The organism is Streptomyces sp. NPDC043685, assembly GCF_056436585.1.
The window spans coordinates 658,243-680,164 of record NZ_JBWKCH010000004.1; the positions used below are offsets into that span (position 1 = coordinate 658,243).

Genomic DNA, 21,922 nt, shown 5'->3' on the forward strand with positions numbered 1-21,922 from the left:
CGGACGCCCCCGGCGGTTCCAGGCGCTGGTGCTGCTCGGCACCGTGCTGGTCCTGCTCCTCGCCGGAGCAGGCCCCGCCTCGGCCCACGCCGCCCTGCGCGGCACCGACCCGGACGACGGCTCCGTCGTCCGGCAGGCTCCCCGCCACGTCACCCTGACCTTCACCGAGTCCGTAGGCCTGCTCGACGACTCCTTCCGGGTGTTCGGCCCGGACCAGCGCCGGGTCCACACCGGCGAGGCCACACACGCCGACGGCCGCTCCGACACGGCCCGGGTCGGCCTGCCCCGCAGGCTCGCGCAGGGCACCTACACGGTGGCCTGGCGGGTCGTCTCCGCCGACAGCCACCCGGTCTCAGGCGCCTTCAGCTTCTCCGTGGGGAAGCCGTCCGCCACCACGGCCCTCGTCGACACGGGCCCGGCCGAGGATCCGCTCACCCGCGGCCTGCACGACGCCGCCCGCTACCTCGCCTACCTCGCCGCCGCCCTGCTCGTCGGCACGACGGCGTTCCTGCTGCTGTGCCGGCCCGCGCACACCGCCCCGCTGCGCCGGCCGCTGGTGACGGCCTGGTGGACGCTGCTGGGCTCGACGGTCGTCCTGCTCCTGCTGCGCGCCCCCTACGAGACGGGCACCGGCCCGGCCGCCGCCTTCGACGCCTCCGCCCTCGGCCGCACGCTGACCGGCCGCCCGGGCGAGGCGCTGCTCGCCCGCCTGGTCGTCCTGCTGCCGATCGCCGCCTTCCTGCCGCGGCTGTCCCGGCGCCGTGAGCCCGGGAGGCGGCCCGTGGCCTTGGCGGCGGGCACCGCACTGGCCGTCGCCCTGGCCCTGACCTGGGCGGCGGCCGAGCACGCCTCCGCCGGGATCCAGGTGCCGCTGGCGATGACGTCGTCCGTCCTGCACCTGCTGGCCACCGGCGTCTGGTTCGGCGGCCTGGTGGCGCTGCTGCTGACCCTGCGCCGCTCCCCGGGCGACGACCTGGTGGAGGTCGTGCCCCGCTTCTCGCGGATCGCCTTCGCCTCGGTGACCGTCCTGGCCGTCACGGGCGTCTACCAGTCCTGGCGCGGCCTCGGCTCCCTGTCCGCGCTGACCGGCACGTCGTACGGCCGGCTGCTGCTCGCCAAACTGGCCGGGGTCGCCGTGCTGTTGCTGGTCGCCGGGTACTCGCGGCGCTGGACGGAGCGGCTCGCCGCACCGGCGACGGCTGTCCGGGCAGCGGTTCCGGCCCGGGTCCCGCAACCCGTCGGCGCACCGGCCGGGCAGGGGAAGACCGAGGAGCCGGGGCCCGCGAAGAATCCCGGCGCACTGCCGGACAGGCCCCCCGCGTCCGACGCCGCCCGGGGCGACGACCGGGACCACCGGGACGACGACCCGAAGGACGGGCACGACGACGACCGGAAGGACCGGCACGACGGGCACGACGACCGGCGCCGCCGTCTGCGCCGCTCCGTCCTCGTCGAGGTCGTCGTCGCCGCCGTGGTGCTGATGATCACGACGGTGCTCACCGGCACCCTGCCCGGCCGTGCCCAGGCCGAGGCCGCGGGGCGGGCCCCGGCGGGCGCGCTGCCCCCCACGACCCTGGTGACCGTGCCCTTCGACACGGGCACCGGATCGGTGAGCGGACGCGGCACGGTGCAGGTCACCCTGGACCCCGCCCGCGTCGGCGAGAACGCCGTCCAGGCCGTCGTCTCCGGCGCCGACACCGGGCTGGTCGTCGTCCCCGAGGTCCGCGTCACCTTCACCCTGCCCTCCCGCAAGGTCGGCCCGATCGACGCCGAACTCGCCGACCGGGGCGGCTACTGGGGCACCAACTCCGTCAACCTGCCGCTCGCCGGGAACTGGACGATGAAGACGACCGTGCGGGTGTCGGACGTGGACCAGGTGTCGGTGGAGCGCCGGGTGCGGATCGCGCCCTAGGCAGCCGCGCCGCCGCCGGGGCGTCGTCGAGGAGCCGTGCCATGGCCTCGGCGGCGCGGACGGCGGCGTCGCCGCAGCAGTTGTTGAACAGCACATGGACCTGCTCGGTCCGCTCGGCCAGCCGGCGCACGCGCGGCACCCACTCGGCGAGTTCGTCCTCGTCGTAGGCGTACCGGAAGCGGTCCTCCTTGCTGCCGGTCCCCCAGGCGGTGCTGCGGCCGTGGAACCGGACGACGGACAGCCGGGGCGAGGTCACCGGGGTGACGGGCGGGACGGAGGAGGGCAGGGTCTGCGTCATGTCGACGGCGACCGCGGCCATGCCGTACCGGGTCAGCAGGGCCTGCGTCGCCTCGCCCCGGCCCGGCTCCCACCAGGACGGGTGCCGGAACTCCACGGCGAGCGGCCAGCCCTCGGCCCGCTCGGCGCACTCCCCGAGGAAGGCCTCCGCCCGCGGCCCCGGCCGGAACCAGGGCGGGAACTGGAACAGCACGCTCCCGAGCCGCCCGGCCTCCCGCAGCGGCTCGATCCCGGCCGTGAACCGGTCCCACACCGCGTCCAGCACCGCCGGGTCCCGGTGCTCGGCGGGCACCCCGTGCGGCATCACCGCCTGGCGGGTGGGATGCCCGGTGAGCAGCGAGAAGGCCTTCACGTCGAACACGAACCCGTCCGGTGTCCGCTCGGCCCAGAGCCGGCTGTTCCGCTCACTGGGCAGCGCGTAGTACGAGGCGTCGACCTCGACGACCGGGAACCGCTCGGCGTAGTGCCGTAACCGCCCCTCGGCGTCCCGCCGCCCCACGGGATACCAGCCACTGCCGACCAGGGCCCGGTCGGTCCAGGAACACGTGCCCACGCGGATCTCACCCATGGGGGAGCGGTTACCCGGGCCGGGCGGCGGCAGGCTCCGCTTCTCGGCCGGACGGCACGGTGAGACACGTGACAATCGGGGTAATCAGGTCATAACTGTGCATGTCCGGTGTCACGACTGATGCCACCGAGAGTGAGATGACCGATCATGGAGCAGCCCGTCACCGTCGGCCGGGCCACCCGGTCGTCCGGGGAAGGACCTGAAGCCCTCGACGCCCTCGTCGGCGCGGCTCTCACGGCCCGGGTCGCTCTCGACGAGCGCGGCCTGGTGACCGGCTGGAACGCGGGCGCCGAGCGGCTCCTCGGGTATCCGGCCGCCGAGGTGACCGGCCGCCGCGCGGCGGATCTGCTGGCCGAGCCGATCCCGGTGCGGGGCGGTCTGCCCACGCTCGCCGGGCTGCCGCGCTGGAACGGCGACGTCGCGCTGAGGCACCGGGACGGCCGGAAGCTCACGGTGGGGATCCTCGCCCACCACAGGCCGCCGGGCGCCGACGCCCCGGCGTGGCTCATCGTCTCCCCCCTGACCGGCCGGCAGACGGCGTCCGGCCTCGACGAGTCCCTCGTGAGCTGGAGCTTCGCCCAGTCCCCGTGCTGCGCCCAGGCGATCTACGACACCCGGCTCCGGCTGCGCCGGGCCAACACCGACATGGAGCGCTCCATGGCGCTCACCGAGGAGGAGATGCGGGGCCTGCGCGTGTCCGAGATCGTCGACGACGACGCCGGTCTGCGGGCGGAGCGCAGCATGGCCCGGGTCCTGCGGACCGGCGAGCCGGAGTACGTGGAGAACTACCTGCGCGCCCCGGGCGAGGCCCACGAGCACGCCTGGTCGGTCTTCATGTCCGCCCTGCGCGACCCCGAGGGCACCATTCGGGGCGTCTGCCTCTCGGCGCACGACATGACGGAGCAGTACCGGGCCCGCAAGCGCCTCCAGCTGATCGCCGACGCCGGCCGGCGCATCGGCGGCACGCTCGACGTGACGCGCACGGCCCAGGAGCTGGCGGACGTGACCGTCCCCGCCCTGGCCGACTTCGTCGGCGTGGATCTGCTGGCCGGGCTGGACGACGTGCCCGAGCCGCCCGCCCGTGCGGTTGCGGACGAGGGGCCGCTGCCGCTGTGCCGGGCCGCCCTGCGGTCGGTGACCCCGGGTGCCCCGGAGTCGGCGGTGGCGGCCGGCGCGGTGGACTCCTACCCGCCGGGTTCGCCGCACCACGAGAGCCTGCGCACCGGACGGCCCGTCCTGCACGAGGTGAGCGACCCGGCGTTCCGCGCCTGGCTCGCCCGCGACCCGGTCCGCGCCGCCCGGGCCAGGGCGTTCGGCATCCACTGCGTGCTGACCGTGCCGCTGACCGCCCGCGGCGCCACCCTGGGCGTCGCCTTCTTCGTCCGGCACCGCAACCAGGAGACCTTCCACCACGACGACGTGGTCCTGGCCGGGGAACTGGCCGCCCGGGCCGCCGTCAGCATCGACAACGCCCGCCGCTACACCCGCGAGCGGGCCACCGCCGTCACGCTCCAGCGCAGTCTGCTGCCGCAACGGCTGCCCCGGCAGGCGGCGGTCGAGGTCGCCTCCCGCTACCTCCCGGCCGGCGGGCACGCCGGTGTCGGCGGGGACTGGTTCGACGTCATCCCCCTGTCCGGCGCGCGGGTGGCCCTGGTTGTCGGCGACGTGGTCGGCCACGGGCTGCACGCCTCGGCGGCCATGGGGCGACTGCGCACGGCGGTCCGAACGCTGGCCGACATCGACCTGCCGTGCGACGAGCTGCTGACCCGCCTCGACGACCTGGTCGCCCGCCTGAACACCGAGGAGCAGCACGGCGAGCACGGCGGGGCGGACTCCGGCCGGACGCCGGGCGATCTCGGTGCCACCTGCCTGTACGCCGTCTACGACCCCGTGACGCGGCGCTGCTGCCTGGCCGGCGCCGGGCATCCGGTCCCGGTCGTCGTGAGCCCCGAGGGAGCCGTCGACCTCGTCGGAATCCCGGCCGCGCCCCCGCTCGGCGTGGGCGGACTGCCGTACGAGGCCACCGAGGTCGTCCTCCCCGAGGGCAGCCTGCTCGCGCTCTACACCAACGGCCTGATCGAGACGCCCGACCGGGATCCCGACACCGGCGTCCACCGGCTGCGCGAGGCCCTGGCCCGCCCGGCCGGGTCGCTGGACGCGCTGTGCGACGCGGTCCTCACCGACCTGCTGCCGCGGCGCCCGGCCGACGACGTGGCCCTGCTCCTCGCCCGGACCCGCGCGCTCGACGCCGACCAGGTCGCCACCTGGACGGTGCCGGCCGACCCGTCCGCGGTCGCCCAGACCCGCAAGGACGTGGTGGCGCAACTGGAGCGCTGGGGCCTTTCCGACGCCGTGTTCGTCACGGAACTGGTGGTCAGCGAGCTCGTCACCAACGCCATCCGGCACGCGGAGCCGCCGGTCCAGCTGCGCCTGATCCACGACACGACCCTGATCTGCGAGGTCTCCGACGGCGGCAACACCGCTCCCCACCTGCGGCGCGCCCGCACCTACGACGAGGGCGGCCGCGGCCTGCTCCTCGTCGCCCAGCTGACCGAGCGCTGGGGCACCCGCCAGGGCGCCACCGGCAAGACCATCTGGGCGGAACAGTCCCTGTCCCTTCCGTGAGGAGCCACCGGCCATGACCACACCCACGTCCCACCGGGCCGTCCGCGCCCCCGTCCAGCGGGCCGCCCTGCTGGTCGGCCTCGTCTTCCTGCTGGTCGGCGTGCTGGGCTTCATCCCCGGCATCACCACCGACTACGACTCGATGGAGTTCGCCTCCCACGACTCGGGCGCGGAACTGCTGGGCCTGTTCCAGGTGTCGATCCTGCACAACCTGGTGCACCTGGCCTACGGCCTCGCGGGTCTGGCCCTCGCCGGCACCGCGGCGCGGGCGTACTCGTACCTGCTGGTCGGCGGTGCCGTCTACCTGGTGCTGTGGGTGTACGGCCTGTCCGTCGGCCACGACAGCGACGCCAACTTCGTCCCGCTGAACACCGCGGACGACTGGCTGCACTTCGTCCTGGGCCTCGCCATGATCGGCCTGGCCCTCGCCCTCGGCCGGCGCCGCACGCACGCCGACGCACGGTGAGGAAGACCTACGACGGCATGCAGACCTTCCTGCCCTACCCCGACTTCCGCGCCACGGCCCTGGCCCTGGACCGTCGCCGGCTCGGCAAACAGCGGGTCGAGGCACTCCAGGTGCTGCGCGGCCTGGTCGTCCCCGGGTACGGGTGGCGCCGCCACCCGGCCGTGAAGATGTGGCTGGGCTACGAGGAGGCGCTGGTGCGCTACGGCCTGGAGATCTGCCGGGTCTGGCGGGAGCAGGGTCACCAGGACACCTGTGCGGCCACCCTGGTCGCCGACCTCGCGGCGACACGCCCGCACGCCCCGATCCGCGATCAGGAGCGGCTGGCCGCCGAGGGCGAACTCCCGCCCTGGCTCGGCGACGACTCGTTCCACGAGAGCCACCGCTCGGCCCTGGTCCGCAAGGACCCCGACACCTACGCGGACCTGTTCCCGGATGTCCCGGACGACCTGCCCTACGTCTGGCCCGCCTCGGACCGGACGGGTGAGCGGCCTTCCGTGAACTGACGGACCGCGGGGCTAGGCCGCCCTGCGGCGGGTGGCCGGACGTCGGTTGGTGGAGGGCTGCTCCGTCACGTCCACGTCCTCGAACGGGAAGGACTCGTCCTCCCCGAAGTCCGGGGCCTGGAAGGGGTTGGTCGCCGGGGTCGGTGACGACGTGCCGGAATGGCGAGGTTGCCCTTCCACGGCGGAGAACAGCGAAGTCGGTTCGATGAGAGGTCTCTTTTCCGTTACTGGCCCGGGAGGGCCAGGCGTGCCCTGACCGGGCACGAAGGTCCTACAGCTTGGTCATCTTGGCGTAGGGGCTCAGGATCCGCATCTGCGCCGGACCGAAGTCGACGAGCGCCGCGATTCCATCCTCCATGCCGATGACCCGGCCGAGCCCGTACATGTCGTGGGTGACCTGGTCACCCACGGCGAAGTGCTTGGGAGCGGGGGCGACCGGCGCCTTGAAGGGGCTGGTGGGCAAATGACGCTTGGGAGCAGCAGGCTTAGTCATTGCCTTCAGTATGCGCCTACTCGGGCCGGTTGCGCTGCGGCTGTCGGCGTACGGTGCCCGAACCGAGACCGACGGAGAGCCCGCGCTGGCCCAAAAAATCGAACACATGCTTGAATTTGGCCATGCGAACGTTTCCCGACGACCTCGTCCGGGCGCAGCGGGAGTGGACGGTCACCTACCGCCGGCTCGCCGAGCGGCCCGGCCGCACCGAGCTGCGCCGACGCCTGTACCGGCTGTCGGCCCAGACCTTCTTCCACCCCTGCTGGCAGCGGCGACGGCCGGCCCCTGCGGCCTGGTGGGAGCTGCGTGAGCTGGGAAGAGCGGCCCGGGACGCCGACGAGCGGCGCCACGGATGACGGGCCGAACTGCGGAGCCGTACATACCGGATGATCCTGAGGGCATGGCCGGATCGATTCGCGTGATCGTGCACCCGCCGTCGCCCTCGGGCGGCCGGCGCGTCCGCGTGGACGGCGAGATCCTCGGGCTCGCGCACAACGTGACCGACGTCGCGGAGTTCCTCCGCCGCGCCGGCCTGGAGATCGACCCGGCGGACGTGGCGGCGGTGCCGTGGATCGACTGGCGCGGCGTGGGGCCCGAACACTGGGGCCCGGAGACGGGCGACTGACCGCGCGTCCGCGTATCGGTCCAAAATGTGTTTATCCACTCTTCTGTGTCATAGCGGAGGGCCCCATGAAGGACCTCAAGTTCGAGCAGAAGCGCTCGCTGTCACGCCAGGAGGCCGCCGACCAGCTCACGGCCCTCGCGGACGCACTGAGAAAGGGCGGGGACGCGGAGCTGGACCTCGGTCCCGGCACGCTGGGCCTGCGGATCCCCGACGACCTCCACAGCGAGATGGAGATCGAGATCGGTGACGGGGAGATGGAGCTGGAGATCGAGCTGACGTGGCCCACCGCCCGGTCCGGCGGTGCCTCCGCGCGAACCGGGTCCGGCGCGGGAACCGGCGGAGGGGACACGGGAGGGGACGGGGAAAAGCCCAAGCGGAAGACCGCACCCAAGCGGAAGACCGCAGCGGCACCCGCGCCCACGGGCCGCGGCCGCAGCGCGAAACGCTCCGCTGCGAAAAGGCCGTGAGCGCGAGAGGCACCAGAGGGCCGGACCGCTCACGCGGCAGGCGTCACAACACCTCGGGTGCGCTCGCGCGGGTAGTTTCCTTCGATTCCTTGGACTCCTTGAATGCCGGGTGGTCAGGGGCGACGGCACGCAGCGCCGCTTCGACCCGGCGGTTGCTGGTCATGGACGCCGTAATGGCCGTCATCGCCAAGAGGAGGACGGCGGCGGCGTACAACGGGGTGCGGATGTCGTACGCGGTGGCCAGCCAGCCGCCGAGGAAGGCTCCGACGGGGGCGGCGCACATGGCCAGCATGCGGGAGGTGGAGGCGACGCGGCCCATGAGGCGGGCCGGGACGATCGCCTGCCGGAGAGAGGGCCCGAGCACCATCGTGGCGCCCATGCCGGCCCCGCAGACGGCGAGCGCCAGCCCGGCCGCGTACGGGTTCGGGGCAGCGGCCAAACCCAGGATGGCAAGCCCTTCGACGGCGGCCGTACAGGTCAGCGCGGTGCCGGTGCCGAGCCGTCGGCCGAGGCAGGAGGCGATGCCCGCACCCAGCAGACCGCCGGTGGCCTCCGCCGTGAGGAGCAGTCCGAAGCCGTAGGTGTCGATGCCGAGGCGGTCGTGCGCGAAGAGGGCCAGGACGGTCTCCACGGCGAGGAAGGCGACGTTCCCGACCGCCGGGCGGAGCGCGAGCCCGAGCAGCAACCGGTCCCGGAACACGTACGAGGCCCCGGCCCGCGCCTGCCGGAGCAGCGACTCGCGGACCTCCGGCACGGGCCGGGGCAGGGCGGGCAGCGTACGCACGAGCAGTGCGGAGAGCAGGAACGACACCGCGTCGGCGAGCAGCGGAACCGCCCGCCCGAGCGCGAGCAGCGCACTGCCCGCGGGCGGCCCCGCGAAGCCGGACATGGCGGTCTGGGCGCCGCGCAAGCGCGAGTTGGCGCGTTCCAGGAGCGCGGGGTCGCGGCCGAGCAGATCCGGCAGATAGGCCGTGGCGGCCGTGTCGAAGAAGAGCCCGCCGAGGCCGAGCAGGAAGGCGACGGCCGCGAGCAGCGGAATGCTCAGGCCGTCGAGCAAGGCCGCCGCCGCCGGTAACGCGAGCAGCGCCGCACGCGCCGCGTCCATGACCCACATCGTGCGCCGACGGTCCCAGCGGTCCACCAGCGCACCGCCGAGCACCCCGAACAGCAGCCACGGCAGCGTCCCGGCGGCCGTGACGACGGCGAGCGCCATCGGATCCCGCGTCAACGTCAACGCGAGCAGCGGCAACGCGGCATGGGACACCCCGTCACCGAGGGAGGACACCGTCTGCGCGGTCCACAACCGTCCGAACCCGGTCGGCAACTTCCCAGCTCCTGAGGTCACTTGGTACCTCCCTCGGTCTGCGCGCGCGGTGCCGGGTGGAACAGTGCGAAGACGAGCGACGCGTCCGGCAGCGACGGATCGGACAGCGCCCGGTACTCGTCCGCCAGTGCCTCCAGCCGGGCCCCCAGCTCCGCGAACTGCTCGTCGGTGAGCCGCAGATGAGCCATCCGTACGTGCCGCTCGCCATCCGCCGGAGAAGCCTCCAGGTCCGCCACCGCATGCCGCATCAGCACATCCGGCCCTCCCTCGCCCGGATCCGGCAGCGCGATCGACCGTGCGGCCATCGCGTAGTACCGCTCGGTGACACCCCGCACCTTCCGCGTCCGCACCACCTTCACCAGGCCGGCCCGCTCCAGCAGCCGCACGTGATAGCTGGAACTCCCCTTCGCGAGGCCCACCCGCTCGGCGATCTGCGTGATCGTCGCGGGCTCGAAGCGGAGCACGGCCATGATCCGGTGGCGCGTGAGACTGGAGACGGCGCGCAGCTGCTCGTCCGTGGTGACGTGAAACGTCTCGGGGAGATCCTCGGTAGGCATGCGAGCAATGGTCAACGTTTCTTGACCATTGGGCAAGGGGTTTTCGTTGCGGTGTCCGACATCCGCTGTCCGGCGGGGCTGAATGAGACGGAAACGGAAACGGAGCCCGCGCATAACTCGGGTGACGGTTGGATGCGCTCGGCGCTAGCGTGCGGCGGTGATCAGCAATGAGGGAGTACGCCTGGGTGCGGAGGCCGCACATCGCCTGGCACAGACGGGCCTCTATGAGTTCGAGGCGGGGCTGACGGAGGCCGAGTTCACGCGCATCGAGCGCGAGTACGGCTTCGAGTTCGCGGACGATCACCGAGCATTCCTTGCGGCCGGGCTCCCGATCAACGTCCCTCCCGAGGACGGGCAGACCTGGTCCAGGCCCTGGCCGGAGTGGCGCGGCGGCGATCTGGACAGCTTGCGCCGACAGCTCGACTGGCCGGTCGAGGGTGTCCTCCTCGACGTTGAGCGCAACGCGTTCTGGTACGACGGTTGGGGCGAGCGGCCGGCCGACGGAACGGCGGCACTGGATACGGCGCGGCGTCATCTGGCAGAGGCGCCGGTGATGGTGCCCGTGTATGCCCACCGATACCTGCCTGCCGGCCGGGGAAGCTTCGGGCATCCGGTGCTCTCGATGTGGCAGACCGACATCGTCTATTACGGCCTGGACCTGGCCGACTATATGCACCAGGAGTTCGACGAGGCGCGGGGCGAGGTCGACGACAGCTGGAACCCGCGAGCGACGGCCCCCTTCTGGCGGGACCTTCTCTGACTCTGAACTGTTCGTCGTCGCCCTGGCGCGCGGCCTGCGGCAAGGAGAGGTGCTCGGGCTCCACTGGGGATACGTCGACCGTGCTTCTGATCCTCGGCGTCCCGGATGTCGTGATCGACTCGATCATGGTTACGCCGAAGGGCCCCACCGCGAACGGTGGGGCCCTTCGACATCGTGCCCGGTGAGGCACTGGCGGAGGATACGAGATTCGAACTCGTGAGGGGTTGCCCCCAACACGCTTTCCAAGCGTGCGCCCTAGGCCTCTAGGCGAATCCTCCGCTCGGAACATTACATGACCGAGAAGGGTGCTCGCGAACTCGTTCCCCGCCCCCGACATCAGGTAGCCTTGGCGCAGCCCCTCACGCGGCGCTATCTGACTGAACTCCCCCAGGGCCGGAAGGCAGCAAGGGTAGGTCGGCTCTGGCGGGTGCGTGGGGGGCGTCTGCGTTCCCGGGCCGGATCCCGCCGCCGGAGCCCGTTGTCGGTGGGCGCCTATAACCTCGTATGCGTGTCGTCTCTCGCTCTGTACCGCCGCTACCGCCCGGAGACCTTCGCCGAGGTCATCGGGCAGGAGCATGTCACCGACCCGTTGCAGCAGGCGCTGCGCAACAACCGGGTCAACCACGCGTACCTGTTCAGCGGGCCGCGCGGCTGCGGCAAGACGACCAGTGCCCGCATCCTGGCCCGCTGCCTGAACTGCGAGCAGGGACCCACCCCGACACCCTGCGGCGAATGCCAGTCCTGTCAGGACCTCGCGCGCAACGGCCCCGGCTCCATCGACGTCATCGAGATCGACGCCGCTTCCCACGGTGGTGTGGACGACGCCCGTGACCTGCGCGAGAAGGCCTTCTTCGGGCCCGCCCGCAGCCGGTACAAGATCTACATCATCGACGAGGCCCACATGGTCACGTCGGCCGGCTTCAACGCGCTGCTGAAGGTCGTCGAGGAGCCGCCGGAGCACCTCAAGTTCATCTTCGCGACCACCGAGCCCGAGAAGGTCATCGGGACGATCCGGTCGCGGACCCACCACTACCCCTTCCGGCTCGTGCCCCCCGGCACCCTGCGGGACTACCTCGGGCAGGTCTGCGGGCAGGAGGCCATCCCCGTCGAGGACGGCGTGCTCCCGCTCGTGGTGCGGGCCGGCGGCGGGTCCGTGCGTGACTCCATGTCGGTCATGGACCAGCTCCTCGCGGGCGCCGCGGCGGATGGTGTGACGTACACCATGGCCACCGCCCTGCTCGGATACACCGAGAGCTCGCTCCTCGACTCCGTCGTCGAGGCCTTCGCCACCGGTGACGGGGCCGCGGCCTTCGAGGTCGTCGACCGCGTGATCGAGGGCGGCAACGACCCCCGTCGCTTCGTCGCGGACCTGCTGGAGCGCCTGCGCGACCTGGTGATCCTCGCCGCCGTGCCGGACGCGGCGGACAAGGGGCTGATCGACGCCCCCGCCGATGTGATCGAGCGGATGCAGGCCCAGGCCGCCACCTTCGGCCCGGCCGAGCTGAGCCGCGCCGCCGACCTCGTCAACGAGGGCCTGACCGAGATGCGCGGCGCCCACTCGCCCCGTCTCCAGCTCGAACTGATCTGCGCCCGCGTCCTGCTGCCCGCCGCGTACGGTGACGAGCGCTCGGTCATGGCCCGCCTCGACCGGATCGAGCGCGGTGTGCACCACTCCGCCGCCCCCGCCGGAATGCCCGCCATGGGCTACGTGCCCGGGCCGGAGGCCCACGGGGGAGCGGCGCCCGCCCCGGCCCAGGCGGGCGGCGGCGGTCCGGTGCCTCCGGGCAGCGGCCCGGCCGCGGCCCGTGCGGCGGTCCGGGGCGCCGGAGCAGCGGGCAACACCGGCGTCCCCGTCGGCAGCGGCAACACCGGAATCCCAGCCGGCGGCGGCAGCGGCACCGGTCCTGCGGGGGCTGAGGCCGGCTCCGCCCCCGTCGCGCCGGGCCCCGTCGCGCCGCAGCCGTCGTCCGGTCAGAGCCTGTCGCCGTCGGCACCGAGCGCGCCCCCGGTTCAGGCCCCTGCTCCCGCCGCACAGGCCGGACCCGGCGGCTCCGATGGTCCCGGCGCCCCCGCCGAGGCCCCGGCCGCCTCCTCGTCCCCCGCCCCGGGCGCATGGCCCACCGCCGCCTCCGCGGGCAGCGGCGGCCGACGCCCCGGCGGCTGGCCCACGGCCGCCCCGGGCGCGCCCGCCGCGCACACCCCACCGGCGAACGCTCCGGCCCCCAGTGGCCCCGCGCCGGTCCGGCAACCGGCTCCGGCCCCGGCCCAGGCCGCCCCGGCTCCCGCCCCCGCTCCCACGGGTGGCGGCAACCTCGACCCGCGGATGCTCTGGCCGAACATCCTGGAGGCGGTCAAGAACCGCCGTCGCTTCACCTGGATCCTGCTCAGCCAGAACGCCCAGGTGACCGGCTTCGACGGCACGACCCTGCAACTCGGGTTCGTCAACGCCGGAGCGCGGGACAACTTCCTGAGCAGCGGCAGCGAGGACGTGCTCCGGCAGGCCCTGGGCGAGCAGTTCAACGTCCAGTGGAAGATCGAGGCGATCGTCGACCCCTCGGGCGGTTCCGCGCCCCCGGCCCCGGGCGGTCCCTCCGGCTTCGGCGGCGGTGGCGGGTTCACCGCGGGCGGTGGCGGCGGGTTCCCGTCGGGCGGTGGTGGCGGCTACGACGCGGGCGGTGGCGGCACGGCGACCGCCCAGCGCCCCGCGCCCTCCCAGCCGTCCGCGCCGCCCGCCCCCGCCTCACGCGCCGGCACCTCTGCTCCCGCCCCGGCCGCCTCCCGCCCCTCCGCCCCGGCACCGCGGCATGTCTCGGCCGAGGAGGACATCCCCGAGGACGACGACCCCGACCTCGTCGAATCGGCCCTCTCGGGCCAGGAGCTGATCGTCCGGGAGCTGGGGGCGACGGTGGTCGAGGAGTTCACGAACGAGTAGCCGGGCGGGTCACCGGAAAGCACCCGAGCGGGAAACCGCCCCGAGCGGGCAAGCACCCAACCAGGTCACCGACGCGCACCCGGCCAGGCGCTTCACCCGCTGGGCAACCCGCCCCCGCAGGGAAGCCGCAGCGCCCCCTTTGGAGGAACCTCCAGCCCTCCGTCCCCCCTCCCTTCGGAAGCCCGCACAAGGGAAACCCGGCGTCTCCCGTTAGGCTGACCCCCGTGAAGGTCCTCGTCATCGGCAGCGGCGCCCGCGAACACGCCCTGTGCCACTCCCTGTCCCACGACCCCGATGTCACCGCGCTGCACTGCGCCCCCGGCAACGCCGGCATCGCCGAGGTCGCCGAGCTGCACCAGGTCGACGCCCTGGACGGCGCAGCCGTCACCGCGCTGGCCACACGGCTCGGCGCGGAGCTCGTCGTCGTCGGCCCGGAGGCGCCGCTGGTTGCCGGTGTCGCCGACGCCGTGCGCGACGCGGGCATCCCGGTCTTCGGCCCGTCCGGCCGGGCGGCGCAGCTCGAGGGCTCCAAGGCCTTCGCGAAGGACGTCATGGCGGCGGCCGAGGTGCCCACGGCCCGCTCGTACGTCTGCACGACCCCGGAGGAGGCCGACGCGGCCCTCGACGCCTTCGGCGCTCCGTACGTCGTGAAGGACGACGGGCTCGCCGCCGGCAAGGGCGTGGTCGTCACCGACGACATCGAGGCGGCCCGGGCGCACGCCGCCGCCTGTGAGCGCGTGGTCATCGAGGAGTACCTCGACGGCCCCGAGGTCTCCCTCTTCGCCGTCACCGACGGTGAGACGGTCGTGCCGCTCCAGCCCGCCCAGGACTTCAAGCGCGCCCTGGACGGCGACGAGGGCCCGAACACCGGCGGCATGGGCGCGTACTCCCCGCTGCCGTGGGCCGACCCGAAGCTGGTCGACGAGGTGCTGCAGACCGTGCTCCAGCCGACCGTGGACGAGATGCGGCGTCGGGGCACACCGTTCTCCGGCCTGCTCTACGCCGGTCTCGCCATCACCTCCCGGGGCGTGCGCGTGATCGAGTTCAACGCGCGGTTCGGCGACCCCGAGACCCAGGTCGTCCTGGCCCGGCTGAAGACGCCGCTGGCCGGTCTGCTGATGGCCGCCGCCACCGGCAACCTCGCCCACCTGGAGCCGCTGCGCTGGAGCGACGACGCGGCCGTGACCGTGGTCGTCGCCTCGCACAACTACCCCGGCACCCCGCGCACCGGTGACCCGATCACCGGTCTGGACGAGGTCGCCGCCCAGGACGCCCCGCACGCGTACGTGCTGCACGCGGGCACCCGCCGGGACGGCGACGCGGTCGTGAGCGCCGGCGGCCGCGTGCTGTCCGTCACGGCCACCGGCACGGACCTCACCGAGGCCCGCGAGCGCGCCTACACGGCCGTCGGCCGCATCCGCCTCGACGGCTCCCAGCACCGCACGGACATCGCCGCGAAGGCGGCCCAGGGGTAAGCGCCCCCCAGGGGAGTGGGAAATCCGCCGAAACCGCCCCCGCCGATGAACCCGACAGGCCCCGGATCCGTCTCAGGAACCGGGGCCTGACGCATGCGGGAAGCAGGCCCGACGCAGCGGTGAGGTGGCCCGACGCATACGGGAGGTGGGGTGCCTGACGCTCGCTTTCCGTCATCCACCTCTCCCCAAAGCCATTCCATCGAGTGACCGATGCCCTATCCGGCTGACGGGGGGCGGAGCCCCAACTAGGGTGCGGCGCAAGCGTTCCGGCACTTGGCCCACCGGCATTGCGATGTCAGAGGCGGGTGCCACAGTGGGGGAGTGAGCAAGGACAGCGTCGGGTCTACGGGGAGGGGGTGAGGTCGGTCGTGACCGGAATGGGTGTGGAGGCAGGCGCGCAGGTCGCGCGGGCACGGGCCCTTGCCGTGCTGCGTGTCCGCAGTCGCGCACTGGCCGTCGCCCTGCTGCCCGCGGCCGTCGCCGTGATCCTGCTGGCGGGCGCGGCGGGCAACCGCCTGGAGGGCCCCGCCTGGGACACGGCCCGCTGGGTCATGACGCCGGTCGCGGTCCTGGTGCTGCTGGCCGCCGCCGGGATCGCCCTGGTCGTGGCCCGGGCCCGGCCCGCGATGAGCCCGACCGTCCCGGTCGTCGAGGAGGCGGCCCCCGATCTGTACCGGATGGTGCGCGACCTCGCCGACCGGCTCGACGTCCCCGCGCCCTCCGCGATAGCGCTCACCCCGGACTGCGACAGCTGGCTGGAGGACCGCACCCACCCGGCCCACGCCCCACCCCCGGCCGAGGAGCACCACGACATAGCGGGTGCGGGGAAGCGGGCGCACCGCCAGAACCCCGTCGCGCCGGTCCTCGTCATCGGCTCCCCGTTCCTGTGGTGGATGCGGGTCGGCGAGCTGCGCGCCGTCCTCGCCCCGGTCATCGCCGGTACGGGCCCCTCGGCCCACCCGGACATAGCCGCCGCCCGGCGCTTCGTCCGGGGCCTGGACGCCGCGGTGGCCGTGGCGTCGGCGCCCCGCCGCGATCCGGTGTCGCGGGCGGTGCTCGCCGGGGTCGGCCGGATCGCCAGGCTGCTGCTGCGCGGCTGCCGCGGCCATGCCGCCGAGATGGAGCGGGGCGTGGCGGCAGCGGCGGCGGAGCGTGCACAGGCTGTGGATTACGGGCTGCGGATCGTCGCCCAGGAGCAGGTGGGCCTGGCCTACGCGGGCTGGGACCGGCTGCTGACCCGGGTCGCGCTGCCCGCCTGGCGGATGGGGCGCTGGCCGTCCCGGCTCGACGCCGGTGTGGTCGCGGCGCTCACGGAGCTGTCCCGGCGCGACCGCCTGGCCGAGGGCTTCGCGTCCCGGCTCGGCGAGCGGCCCGCCTGCGATCTGCTGGAGGAGCCGGGCGCGGTCGACGAAGCCGCTTCCCTCCTAGCCGCCCGCCTCTTCCACGGCGGCCCCGCGGGGCCCGGCCCGGACTGGTCGCCGGTGGACTGGAGCGAGTATCCCGAGGCGGTCGTCGACCGCAAGTGGCGCCTCGACGCGGCCCGTCTCCATCGCGTCCTGGACGCCATGGGCGTCCGCCCCGCCGGGGGCTCGGCGGCAATGGCGACCGGCGCCCCGACCCTGTCCCGCGTCCTCGACCACCTGACGGACCCGGGCGCGCCCGGGGCGGGCGGGAGCACCGGAGCGACCGGCCCGGCAGCGGTGTCCACCGGCCCCGGACCGGATCTCGCACCCCCCGAAGCCTCCGGCCGGCCCCCCGCCGCACCGGACCTCCTCGACGACGAGGACCTCTCCGGTACGACGGCCCCCAGCGCCACCCTGGCCGCCCGGCTCAGCGCCGAGCTGGCCCGCGAGGAGGCCACGCCCTCCCCGGCGGCCCCGACTCCCGCCGCCCCTTCCCCCACCCCGGACCCCGTCGCCCTCTGGGACGACCGGGCCCTTCCCCTCTTCCCCCTCCAGCCCCCGCGCACGGCCAGGGACCTGCTCGCCGACCACCTCACCGCGATGGTCTGCTGCGCCGCGATGGACACCGCCGGCGCGACCCCGGGCCTGGACTGGCTGGACGGCCCGACCCTCCTCGTCGACGGCGAGCGCACGGCCGACCTGGCACCCAAGGTCCTCACCCTCATCGAGGACGGCGACGCCGCGCCCCTGCGGGTCTGGCTCTCCCAGCTCGGCATACGCCCCGAGAAGCCGGTCCGTCTCGCCTGAAGCCCCGGAGCGTCCACTTCCGGTTCTGGCCAATTCGAAACGAACAGTGACGAAGCGCGCGCGTCATGTGATGTGCTTGGACCGTTCGGACGCATGGCAAGGGCGGGCGACATACGACAAACACATAGGCACGTGGGCGTCGCAGGCACCGCAGAACACCGCACACACCACACAGGGACGCACCACCACGGGGGTCAAGGGGAGGGGAAGCAACCATGGGTTCGGAGCAGATCCGCCGCTGGGAGTCGGGAGCGCTGGCGCACGCCGTGACGGATCCCTTCGGGCAGGGCCCCGTGCCATGGCTGCGCGGCAACGTGACGTACTTCGACGACTCGGGCCAGGTCGTCCCCTGGTACGTGGACCAGGACGCCTCCCACCCGTCGAGGAAGGGCGGCCGCTCGGGCGGCCCCCGCGCGGCCGATGACGTGCGGCGCCAGATCAAGGGCTTCACCTCCACCGGCGCGGTCGCGCCCGGCGGGGCCGTCGACTTCCACATCACCGTGGACCCGCCGCAGCAGTTCGCCGTCGACGTCTACCGCATCGGCCACTACGGCGGTGACGGCGCCGCGAAGATCACCACCAGCCCGCGCCTGTCCGGCATCGTCCAGCCCGCGCCGCTCACCGCGGACCGTACGGTCTCCTGCCATCACTGGTGGCTGTCCTGGCGGCTCCAGGTCCCGTCGTACTGGAACATCGGCGCGTACGTCGCCGTCCTGACCACCGCCGACGGCTACCGCTCCCACGTGCCCTTCACCGTCCGCCACGACCAGCCCGCCGACCTGCTGCTCGTGCTGCCGGACGTCACATGGCAGGCGTACAACCTCTACCCGGAGGACGGCCGCACCGGCGCCAGCCTCTACCACGCGTGGGACGAGCAGGGCCGTCTGCTCGGCGAGTCCGAGGCCGCCACGACGGTCTCCTTCGACCGCCCCTACGCCGGCGCCGGCCTCCCCCTGCACATCGGCCACGCCTACGACTTCATCCGCTGGGCCGAGCGCTACGGCTACGACGTGGCCTACGCCGACGCGAGCGACCTGCACGCGGGCCGCGTCGACCCCAGCCGCTACCGCGGCCTGGTCTTCCCGGGCCACGACGAGTACTGGTCGGCCCCGATGCGCGCCACCGTGGAACGCGCCCGGGACAGCGGCACCTCGCTGGTGTTCCTCTCCGCGAACTCCATGTACTGGCAGGTGGAGCTGGGCCCCTCCCCGTCCGGCGTCCCCGACCGGCTGCTGACCTGCCGCAAGCGCCGGGGCCCGGGCAAGCCGGTGCTGTGGCGGGAGGTCGACCGGGCGGAGCAGCAGGTCCTGGGCATCCAGTACGCCGGGGCCGTCCCCGAGCCGCACCCGCTGATCGTGCGCAACGCCGGGCACTGGCTGTGGGAGGCGACCGGGGCGCACGAGGGCGACGAGATCGAGAACCTGGTGGCGGGCGAGGCCGACCGCTACTTCCCGCGCACCGCGCTGCCGGAGCACGAGGAGCGGACGTTGCTCGCCCACTCCCCGTACACCGACAAGGAGGGCGCCCCGCGCCACCAGGAGACGTCCCTGTACCGCGCTCCCTCGGGCGCCTGGGTCTTCGCATCCGGAACGTTCGCCTGGTCCCCGGCCCTGGACCGCCCCGGCCACGTCGACGCCCGTGTCCAGCGCGCCACGGCCAATCTCCTGGACCGCATCTGCAAACGCGACTGACCCGCTGTCGGCGATCAGGCCCGGATACGGGAGAATCGAGCCACTCGTACAGAACCACGGGGAGGAACCGTGTCCGGATTCGTCGAAAAGCCCGAGCCGATCCAGGTTCCGGGCTTGGTACATCTGCACACCGGCAAGGTGCGCGAGCTGTACCGGAACGAGGCGGGCGACCTCGTGATGATCGCCAGCGACCGCATCTCCGCCTACGACTGGGTGCTGCCCACCGAGATCCCCGACAAGGGCCGGATCCTCACGCAGCTGTCCCTGTGGTGGTTCGAGCGGCTCGCCGACCTGGTCCCGAACCACGTCCTGAGCACGGACCTGCCCGAGGGCGCCCCCGCCGACTGGGAGGGGCGCACCCTGATCTGCAAGTCGCTGCGGATGGTCCCGGTGGAGTGCGTGGCCCGCGGCTACCTCACCGGCTCGGGCCTCGCCGAGTACAACGAGACCCGTACGGTCTGCGGTCTCGCCCTGCCGGAGGGCCTGACCGACGGCAGTGAACTGCCCGCCCCGATCTTCACCCCGGCCACCAAGGCCGAGGTCGGCGAGCACGACGAGAACGTCTCCTACGAGGAGGTCGCCCGCCAGGTCGGCGCCGACACCGCGGCCCGGCTGCGCCAGGTGACCCTGGCCGTCTACTCCCGGGGCCGGGACATCGCCCGGGAGCGGGGCATCATCCTCGCGGACACGAAGTTCGAGTTCGGCTTCGACGGCGACGACCTGGTCCTCGCGGACGAGGTCCTCACCGCCGACTCCTCCCGCTTCTGGCCGGCCGACCAGTGGGAGCCGGGCCGCGCGCAGCCGTCGTACGACAAGCAGTTCGTCCGCGACTGGCTGACCTCGCCGGAGTCCGGCTGGGACCGGGGCGGCGAGCAGCCGCCGCCGGCCCTGCCGCAGCAGGTCGTCGACGCCACCCGCGCCAAGTACGTGGAGGCGTACGAGCGTCTGACCGGAACGAGCTGGTCGTAGGACACGGAAAAGCCCCCCGGCCGGAACCGGGGGGCTTTTCGATGGAGCGAACGACGAGGTTCGAACTCGCGACCTCAACCTTGGCAAGGTTGCGCTCTACCAACTGAGCTACGTTCGCATGCGCCGTGGCGCGAGAACCACTATACCCAACCTCGCTCCCGTGCGAGCCGCACCGCCGCATGACGGTTCTCGGCGCCGAGTTTCGACACGGCGGACGACAGATAGTTCCGCACGGTCCCCTGGGACAGCGCGGCGCGCTCGGCGATCTCCGCGACCGGCGCCCCGTCGGCGGCGAGCTCCAGCACCTCGGCCTCCCGCGCGGTCAGCGGCGAGTCCCCGGAGGCGATCGCGTCGGCGGCCAACTCCGGGTCGACGTAACGGTTCCCGGCGTGCACCGTCCGGATGATCTCCGCGAGCCGCTGCGCGCTCACGGTCTTCGGCACGAACCCCCGCACCCCGGCCGCCAGCGCCCGTTTCAGATGCCCGGGCCGCCCGTGGCTGGTGACGATGAGGACCTTGCAGCCGGGCAGTTCGCCCCGCAGGGATGTGGCGACCTTCACACCGTCGGCCCCGGGCATCTGGAGATCCAGCACCGCGACATCGGGCCGGTGGGCCCGGGCCATCGCCATCGCCTCGGGCCCGGTGGCCGCCTCGGCGACGACCGTCAGGTCGTCCTCCAGTGACAGCAGCGCGGCGAGCGCCCCTCGGATGAGGTGCTCGTCGTCGGCGAGCAGGAGCCGGACCGGCGCCCGGGCCGTCATGAGGTGACCTCGCTGACCGCGCGCACCGGGGCGGAGGGCACGGCACCGGCAGGGGCGGGCACCGACGGCAGCGGGATCCGCGCCGTCAGCAGGAACGTCCCCCCGCCCGCGGGCCCGGCCTCCAGCGTCCCGTCGATCTCGGCCAGCCGCTCCCGCAGCCCGGCGAGCCCGGAGCCGCTCGACCCGGCCGAGTCGTCCTGCGCCTCGGTGACCCCGTCGTTCTCCACCGTCAACATCACGTGCCCCTCCGACACCCGCAGTCCCACAGCGCACCGCCGCGCGTCCCCGTGCCGCAGCACGTTCGTCGCCGCCTCCCGGACGACCCACCCCAGGGCCGACTGCACCGCCGCCGGCAGCCCGGCCACCGTCGCCCCGCTCACCGTGCACTCGATCCCCGCCGCGCTCAGCACCCCGCGCGCCCCGGCCAGTTCCGACCCGAGGTCGGCCTCCCGGTAACCGCGGACGACCTCCCGCACCTCCCGCTGCGACTCGTGCGCGAGCCGCTGCACCTCCACCATCTGCGACACGGCCTCGGGCCGCCCCCGCTGGGCCAGCTGCACGGCGAGCTCGCTCTTGAGCGCGATCACCGCGAGGTTGCGGCCCATGACGTCGTGCAGATCCCGCCCGAACCTCAGCCGTTCCTCGGCGACGGCGAGCCGGGCCCGGGTCTCGCGCGCCTCGTCGAGTTCGTAGACGGCGTTGAGCAGCCACAGGGAGAAGACGGCTGTGAAGGCGATGAACACACCGCCCAGCAGCACGATGAACGCCGAGAGGAACGCGGCCGCCGCGGACCCGCCGAGCGCGAAGGCCACGAGCCAGGACCCCAGGGCGAACACCCCGGCGACCGCGAAGGCCCGCCACCGGTCGCGCACGCCGAGCGCGATGATCCCCGGACCGAAGATCGAGACGACGCCGAAGACCCCGCCCGCCGCGGTGTCGACGTCCTCACCGGCCGGCCCGCGCTGGGCGATGCCGATCGCGGCGACGGAGATCGCGGCGGTGACGGCGGCCAGCGTCCACAGCAGGCCGACGGGCTGGGGCCGGCGGCCACGCGTCCAGTCGACGGCCCGGGACACGGTGGCGAAGCAGAGCGCGGCGTGCACACCCACCAGGGACAGCATCACAAGGCCGAGCCGCGACCCCAGCGGAGCGACGGAGGTGAGCCCGGCGGAGCAGAACTCCATCACGGCGAAGAAGTGGAACGAGCACCGTGTGTAGGTCTCGACCTTCGCCGGTGTCGTCTTGTGCCGCCACCACCTGCCCGGCCCGCGCATCGGCCCGTCACTC

The 21,922-nt window shown here is 73.6% G+C and carries 20 protein-coding genes, 2 tRNA genes and 1 other RNA gene; 14 read left to right on the forward strand and 9 right to left on the reverse strand.

Going from position 1 to position 21,922, the window contains the following annotated elements; all coding sequences use genetic code 11:
* Positions 1-28: 28 nt before the first annotated feature.
* Positions 29-1,912, forward strand: a complete 1,884-nt coding sequence (locus AC0665_RS16535; protein ID WP_478705257.1) for a copper resistance CopC/CopD family protein — start codon at positions 29-31, stop codon at positions 1,910-1,912.
* On the opposite strand, the gene AC0665_RS16540 is transcribed toward AC0665_RS16535, so the two are convergent.
* Positions 1,812-2,777: a DUF72 domain-containing protein gene (locus AC0665_RS16540; RefSeq protein WP_478705227.1), complete on the reverse strand. Its 966-nt coding sequence runs from the start codon at positions 2,775-2,777 to the stop codon at positions 1,812-1,814. The two genes, AC0665_RS16535 and AC0665_RS16540, sit on opposite strands and share 101 nt — an antisense overlap.
* 147 nt (positions 2,778-2,924) lie before the next feature.
* Between AC0665_RS16540 and AC0665_RS16545 the strand changes: the two genes are divergently transcribed.
* From AC0665_RS16545 to AC0665_RS16555, 3 genes are read left to right on the forward strand one after another with little or no spacing between them, the layout of a single operon-like run.
* Positions 2,925-5,402, forward strand: a complete 2,478-nt coding sequence (locus tag AC0665_RS16545) for a SpoIIE family protein phosphatase (RefSeq protein WP_478705228.1) — start codon at positions 2,925-2,927, stop codon at positions 5,400-5,402.
* A 13-nt stretch (positions 5,403-5,415) separates the two neighbouring features.
* Positions 5,416-5,868 (forward strand): DUF4383 domain-containing protein, encoded by a 453-nt coding sequence (locus AC0665_RS16550; protein ID WP_468407815.1) that lies wholly within the window; start codon positions 5,416-5,418, stop codon positions 5,866-5,868.
* 17 nt (positions 5,869-5,885) lie between these two features.
* Entirely contained in the window at positions 5,886-6,371 is a 486-nt protein-coding gene (locus tag AC0665_RS16555; RefSeq protein ID WP_363121267.1) for an MSMEG_6728 family protein, read from the forward strand.
* Positions 6,372-6,383: 12 nt separating this feature from the next.
* Here AC0665_RS16555 and AC0665_RS16560 read toward each other — a convergent pair whose 3' ends face one another.
* Positions 6,384-6,551 (reverse strand): hypothetical protein, encoded by a 168-nt coding sequence (locus AC0665_RS16560; RefSeq protein WP_468407813.1) that lies wholly within the window; start codon positions 6,549-6,551, stop codon positions 6,384-6,386.
* 91 nt (positions 6,552-6,642) lie between these two features.
* Positions 6,643-6,864, reverse strand: coding sequence for a hypothetical protein (locus AC0665_RS16565; RefSeq protein WP_363121266.1), 222 nt, complete (start codon positions 6,862-6,864; stop codon positions 6,643-6,645).
* 122 nt (positions 6,865-6,986) lie between these two features.
* Between AC0665_RS16565 and AC0665_RS16570 the strand changes: the two genes are divergently transcribed.
* The 3 genes from AC0665_RS16570 (at position 6,987) to AC0665_RS16580 (ending at position 7,956) form a co-directional block, all read left to right on the forward strand.
* Positions 6,987-7,220: a hypothetical protein gene (locus AC0665_RS16570; protein ID WP_468407811.1), complete on the forward strand. Its 234-nt coding sequence runs from the start codon at positions 6,987-6,989 to the stop codon at positions 7,218-7,220.
* Between the two features lie 44 nt (positions 7,221-7,264).
* Positions 7,265-7,489 (forward strand): hypothetical protein, encoded by a 225-nt coding sequence (locus AC0665_RS16575; RefSeq protein ID WP_366049369.1) that lies wholly within the window; start codon positions 7,265-7,267, stop codon positions 7,487-7,489.
* 65 nt (positions 7,490-7,554) lie between these two features.
* Entirely contained in the window at positions 7,555-7,956 is a 402-nt protein-coding gene (locus AC0665_RS16580) for an amphi-Trp domain-containing protein (RefSeq protein WP_478602889.1), read from the forward strand.
* Between the two features lie 43 nt (positions 7,957-7,999).
* Here the strand turns inward: AC0665_RS16580 and AC0665_RS16585 are convergent, their stop codons facing one another.
* Together AC0665_RS16585 and AC0665_RS16590 are read right to left on the reverse strand one after the other, a co-directional pair.
* The gene (locus AC0665_RS16585; RefSeq protein WP_478705229.1) at positions 8,000-9,280 is read right to left on the reverse strand and encodes an MFS transporter; all 1,281 of its coding nucleotides are present in this window, start codon (positions 9,278-9,280) and stop codon (positions 8,000-8,002) included.
* A 17-nt stretch (positions 9,281-9,297) separates the two neighbouring features.
* A complete protein-coding gene (locus AC0665_RS16590; RefSeq protein WP_478602885.1) occupies positions 9,298-9,837 on the reverse strand; it encodes an ArsR/SmtB family transcription factor in 540 nt (179 codons plus the stop codon).
* A 157-nt stretch (positions 9,838-9,994) separates the two neighbouring features.
* Here AC0665_RS16590 and AC0665_RS16595 point away from each other — a divergent pair, with 157 nt between their 5' ends.
* Positions 9,995-10,597: a hypothetical protein gene (locus tag AC0665_RS16595; protein ID WP_468407803.1), complete on the forward strand. Its 603-nt coding sequence runs from the start codon at positions 9,995-9,997 to the stop codon at positions 10,595-10,597.
* Between the two features lie 190 nt (positions 10,598-10,787).
* Here AC0665_RS16595 and AC0665_RS16600 read toward each other — a convergent pair.
* Positions 10,788-10,875: transfer RNA gene (locus AC0665_RS16600), tRNA-Ser, on the reverse strand.
* A 73-nt stretch (positions 10,876-10,948) separates the two neighbouring features.
* Between AC0665_RS16600 and ffs the strand changes: the two genes are divergently transcribed.
* From ffs to AC0665_RS16630, 6 genes are all read left to right on the forward strand, one after another.
* Positions 10,949-11,043: signal recognition particle sRNA small type (gene ffs, locus AC0665_RS16605), an RNA gene on the forward strand.
* Positions 11,044-11,105: 62 nt separating this feature from the next.
* Positions 11,106-13,529, forward strand: coding sequence for a DNA polymerase III subunit gamma and tau (locus AC0665_RS16610; RefSeq protein ID WP_478705230.1), 2,424 nt, complete (start codon positions 11,106-11,108; stop codon positions 13,527-13,529).
* Between the two features lie 224 nt (positions 13,530-13,753).
* A complete protein-coding gene (purD, locus tag AC0665_RS16615) occupies positions 13,754-15,004 on the forward strand; it encodes a phosphoribosylamine--glycine ligase (RefSeq protein ID WP_478705231.1) in 1,251 nt (416 codons plus the stop codon).
* Positions 15,005-15,381: 377 nt separating this feature from the next.
* Positions 15,382-17,214 (forward strand): hypothetical protein, encoded by a 1,833-nt coding sequence (locus AC0665_RS16620; protein WP_478705258.1) that lies wholly within the window; start codon positions 15,382-15,384, stop codon positions 17,212-17,214.
* Positions 17,215-17,429: 215 nt separating this feature from the next.
* Entirely contained in the window at positions 17,430-18,905 is a 1,476-nt protein-coding gene (locus AC0665_RS16625; protein WP_468407797.1) for a N,N-dimethylformamidase beta subunit family domain-containing protein, read from the forward strand.
* A gap of 69 nt (positions 18,906-18,974) precedes the next feature.
* Positions 18,975-19,874, forward strand: coding sequence for a phosphoribosylaminoimidazolesuccinocarboxamide synthase (locus AC0665_RS16630; RefSeq protein ID WP_478705232.1), 900 nt, complete (start codon positions 18,975-18,977; stop codon positions 19,872-19,874).
* 42 nt (positions 19,875-19,916) lie between these two features.
* On the opposite strand, the gene AC0665_RS16635 is transcribed toward AC0665_RS16630, so the two are convergent.
* The 3 genes from AC0665_RS16635 to AC0665_RS16645 form a co-directional block, all read right to left on the reverse strand.
* Positions 19,917-19,992, reverse strand: a tRNA-Gly gene (locus AC0665_RS16635).
* A 22-nt stretch (positions 19,993-20,014) separates the two neighbouring features.
* Positions 20,015-20,635, reverse strand: a complete 621-nt coding sequence (locus AC0665_RS16640; RefSeq protein WP_363121253.1) for a response regulator transcription factor — start codon at positions 20,633-20,635, stop codon at positions 20,015-20,017.
* The gene (locus tag AC0665_RS16645) at positions 20,632-21,909 is read right to left on the reverse strand and encodes a sensor histidine kinase (protein ID WP_478602877.1); all 1,278 of its coding nucleotides are present in this window, start codon (positions 21,907-21,909) and stop codon (positions 20,632-20,634) included. Before AC0665_RS16645 ends, AC0665_RS16640 begins: the two co-directional genes overlap by 4 nt.
* Between the last annotated feature and the right edge of the window lie 13 nt (positions 21,910-21,922).

Bases quoted from the DNA above. Each gene is read 5' to 3' on its own strand.
- AC0665_RS16640 (WP_363121253.1), bottom strand. From the start codon at position 20,635: ATGACGGCCCGGGCGCCGGTCCGGCTCCTGCTCGCCGACGACGAGCAC.
- AC0665_RS16590 (WP_478602885.1), bottom strand. From the start codon at position 9,837: ATGCCTACCGAGGATCTCCCCGAGACGTTTCACGTCACCACGGACGAG.
- AC0665_RS16620 (WP_478705258.1), top strand. From the start codon at position 15,382: ATGGGTGTGGAGGCAGGCGCGCAGGTCGCGCGGGCACGGGCCCTTGCC.
- AC0665_RS16555 (WP_363121267.1), top strand. From the start codon at position 5,886: ATGCAGACCTTCCTGCCCTACCCCGACTTCCGCGCCACGGCCCTGGCC.
- AC0665_RS16545 (WP_478705228.1), top strand. From the start codon at position 2,925: ATGGAGCAGCCCGTCACCGTCGGCCGGGCCACCCGGTCGTCCGGGGAA.
- AC0665_RS16550 (WP_468407815.1), top strand. From the start codon at position 5,416: ATGACCACACCCACGTCCCACCGGGCCGTCCGCGCCCCCGTCCAGCGG.
- AC0665_RS16645 (WP_478602877.1), bottom strand. From the start codon at position 21,909: ATGCGCGGGCCGGGCAGGTGGTGGCGGCACAAGACGACACCGGCGAAG.
- AC0665_RS16565 (WP_363121266.1), bottom strand. From the start codon at position 6,864: ATGACTAAGCCTGCTGCTCCCAAGCGTCATTTGCCCACCAGCCCCTTC.
- AC0665_RS16575 (WP_366049369.1), top strand. From the start codon at position 7,265: ATGGCCGGATCGATTCGCGTGATCGTGCACCCGCCGTCGCCCTCGGGC.
- AC0665_RS16625 (WP_468407797.1), top strand. From the start codon at position 17,430: ATGGGTTCGGAGCAGATCCGCCGCTGGGAGTCGGGAGCGCTGGCGCAC.
- AC0665_RS16540 (WP_478705227.1), bottom strand. From the start codon at position 2,777: ATGGGTGAGATCCGCGTGGGCACGTGTTCCTGGACCGACCGGGCCCTG.
- AC0665_RS16570 (WP_468407811.1), top strand. From the start codon at position 6,987: ATGCGAACGTTTCCCGACGACCTCGTCCGGGCGCAGCGGGAGTGGACG.
- AC0665_RS16580 (WP_478602889.1), top strand. From the start codon at position 7,555: ATGAAGGACCTCAAGTTCGAGCAGAAGCGCTCGCTGTCACGCCAGGAG.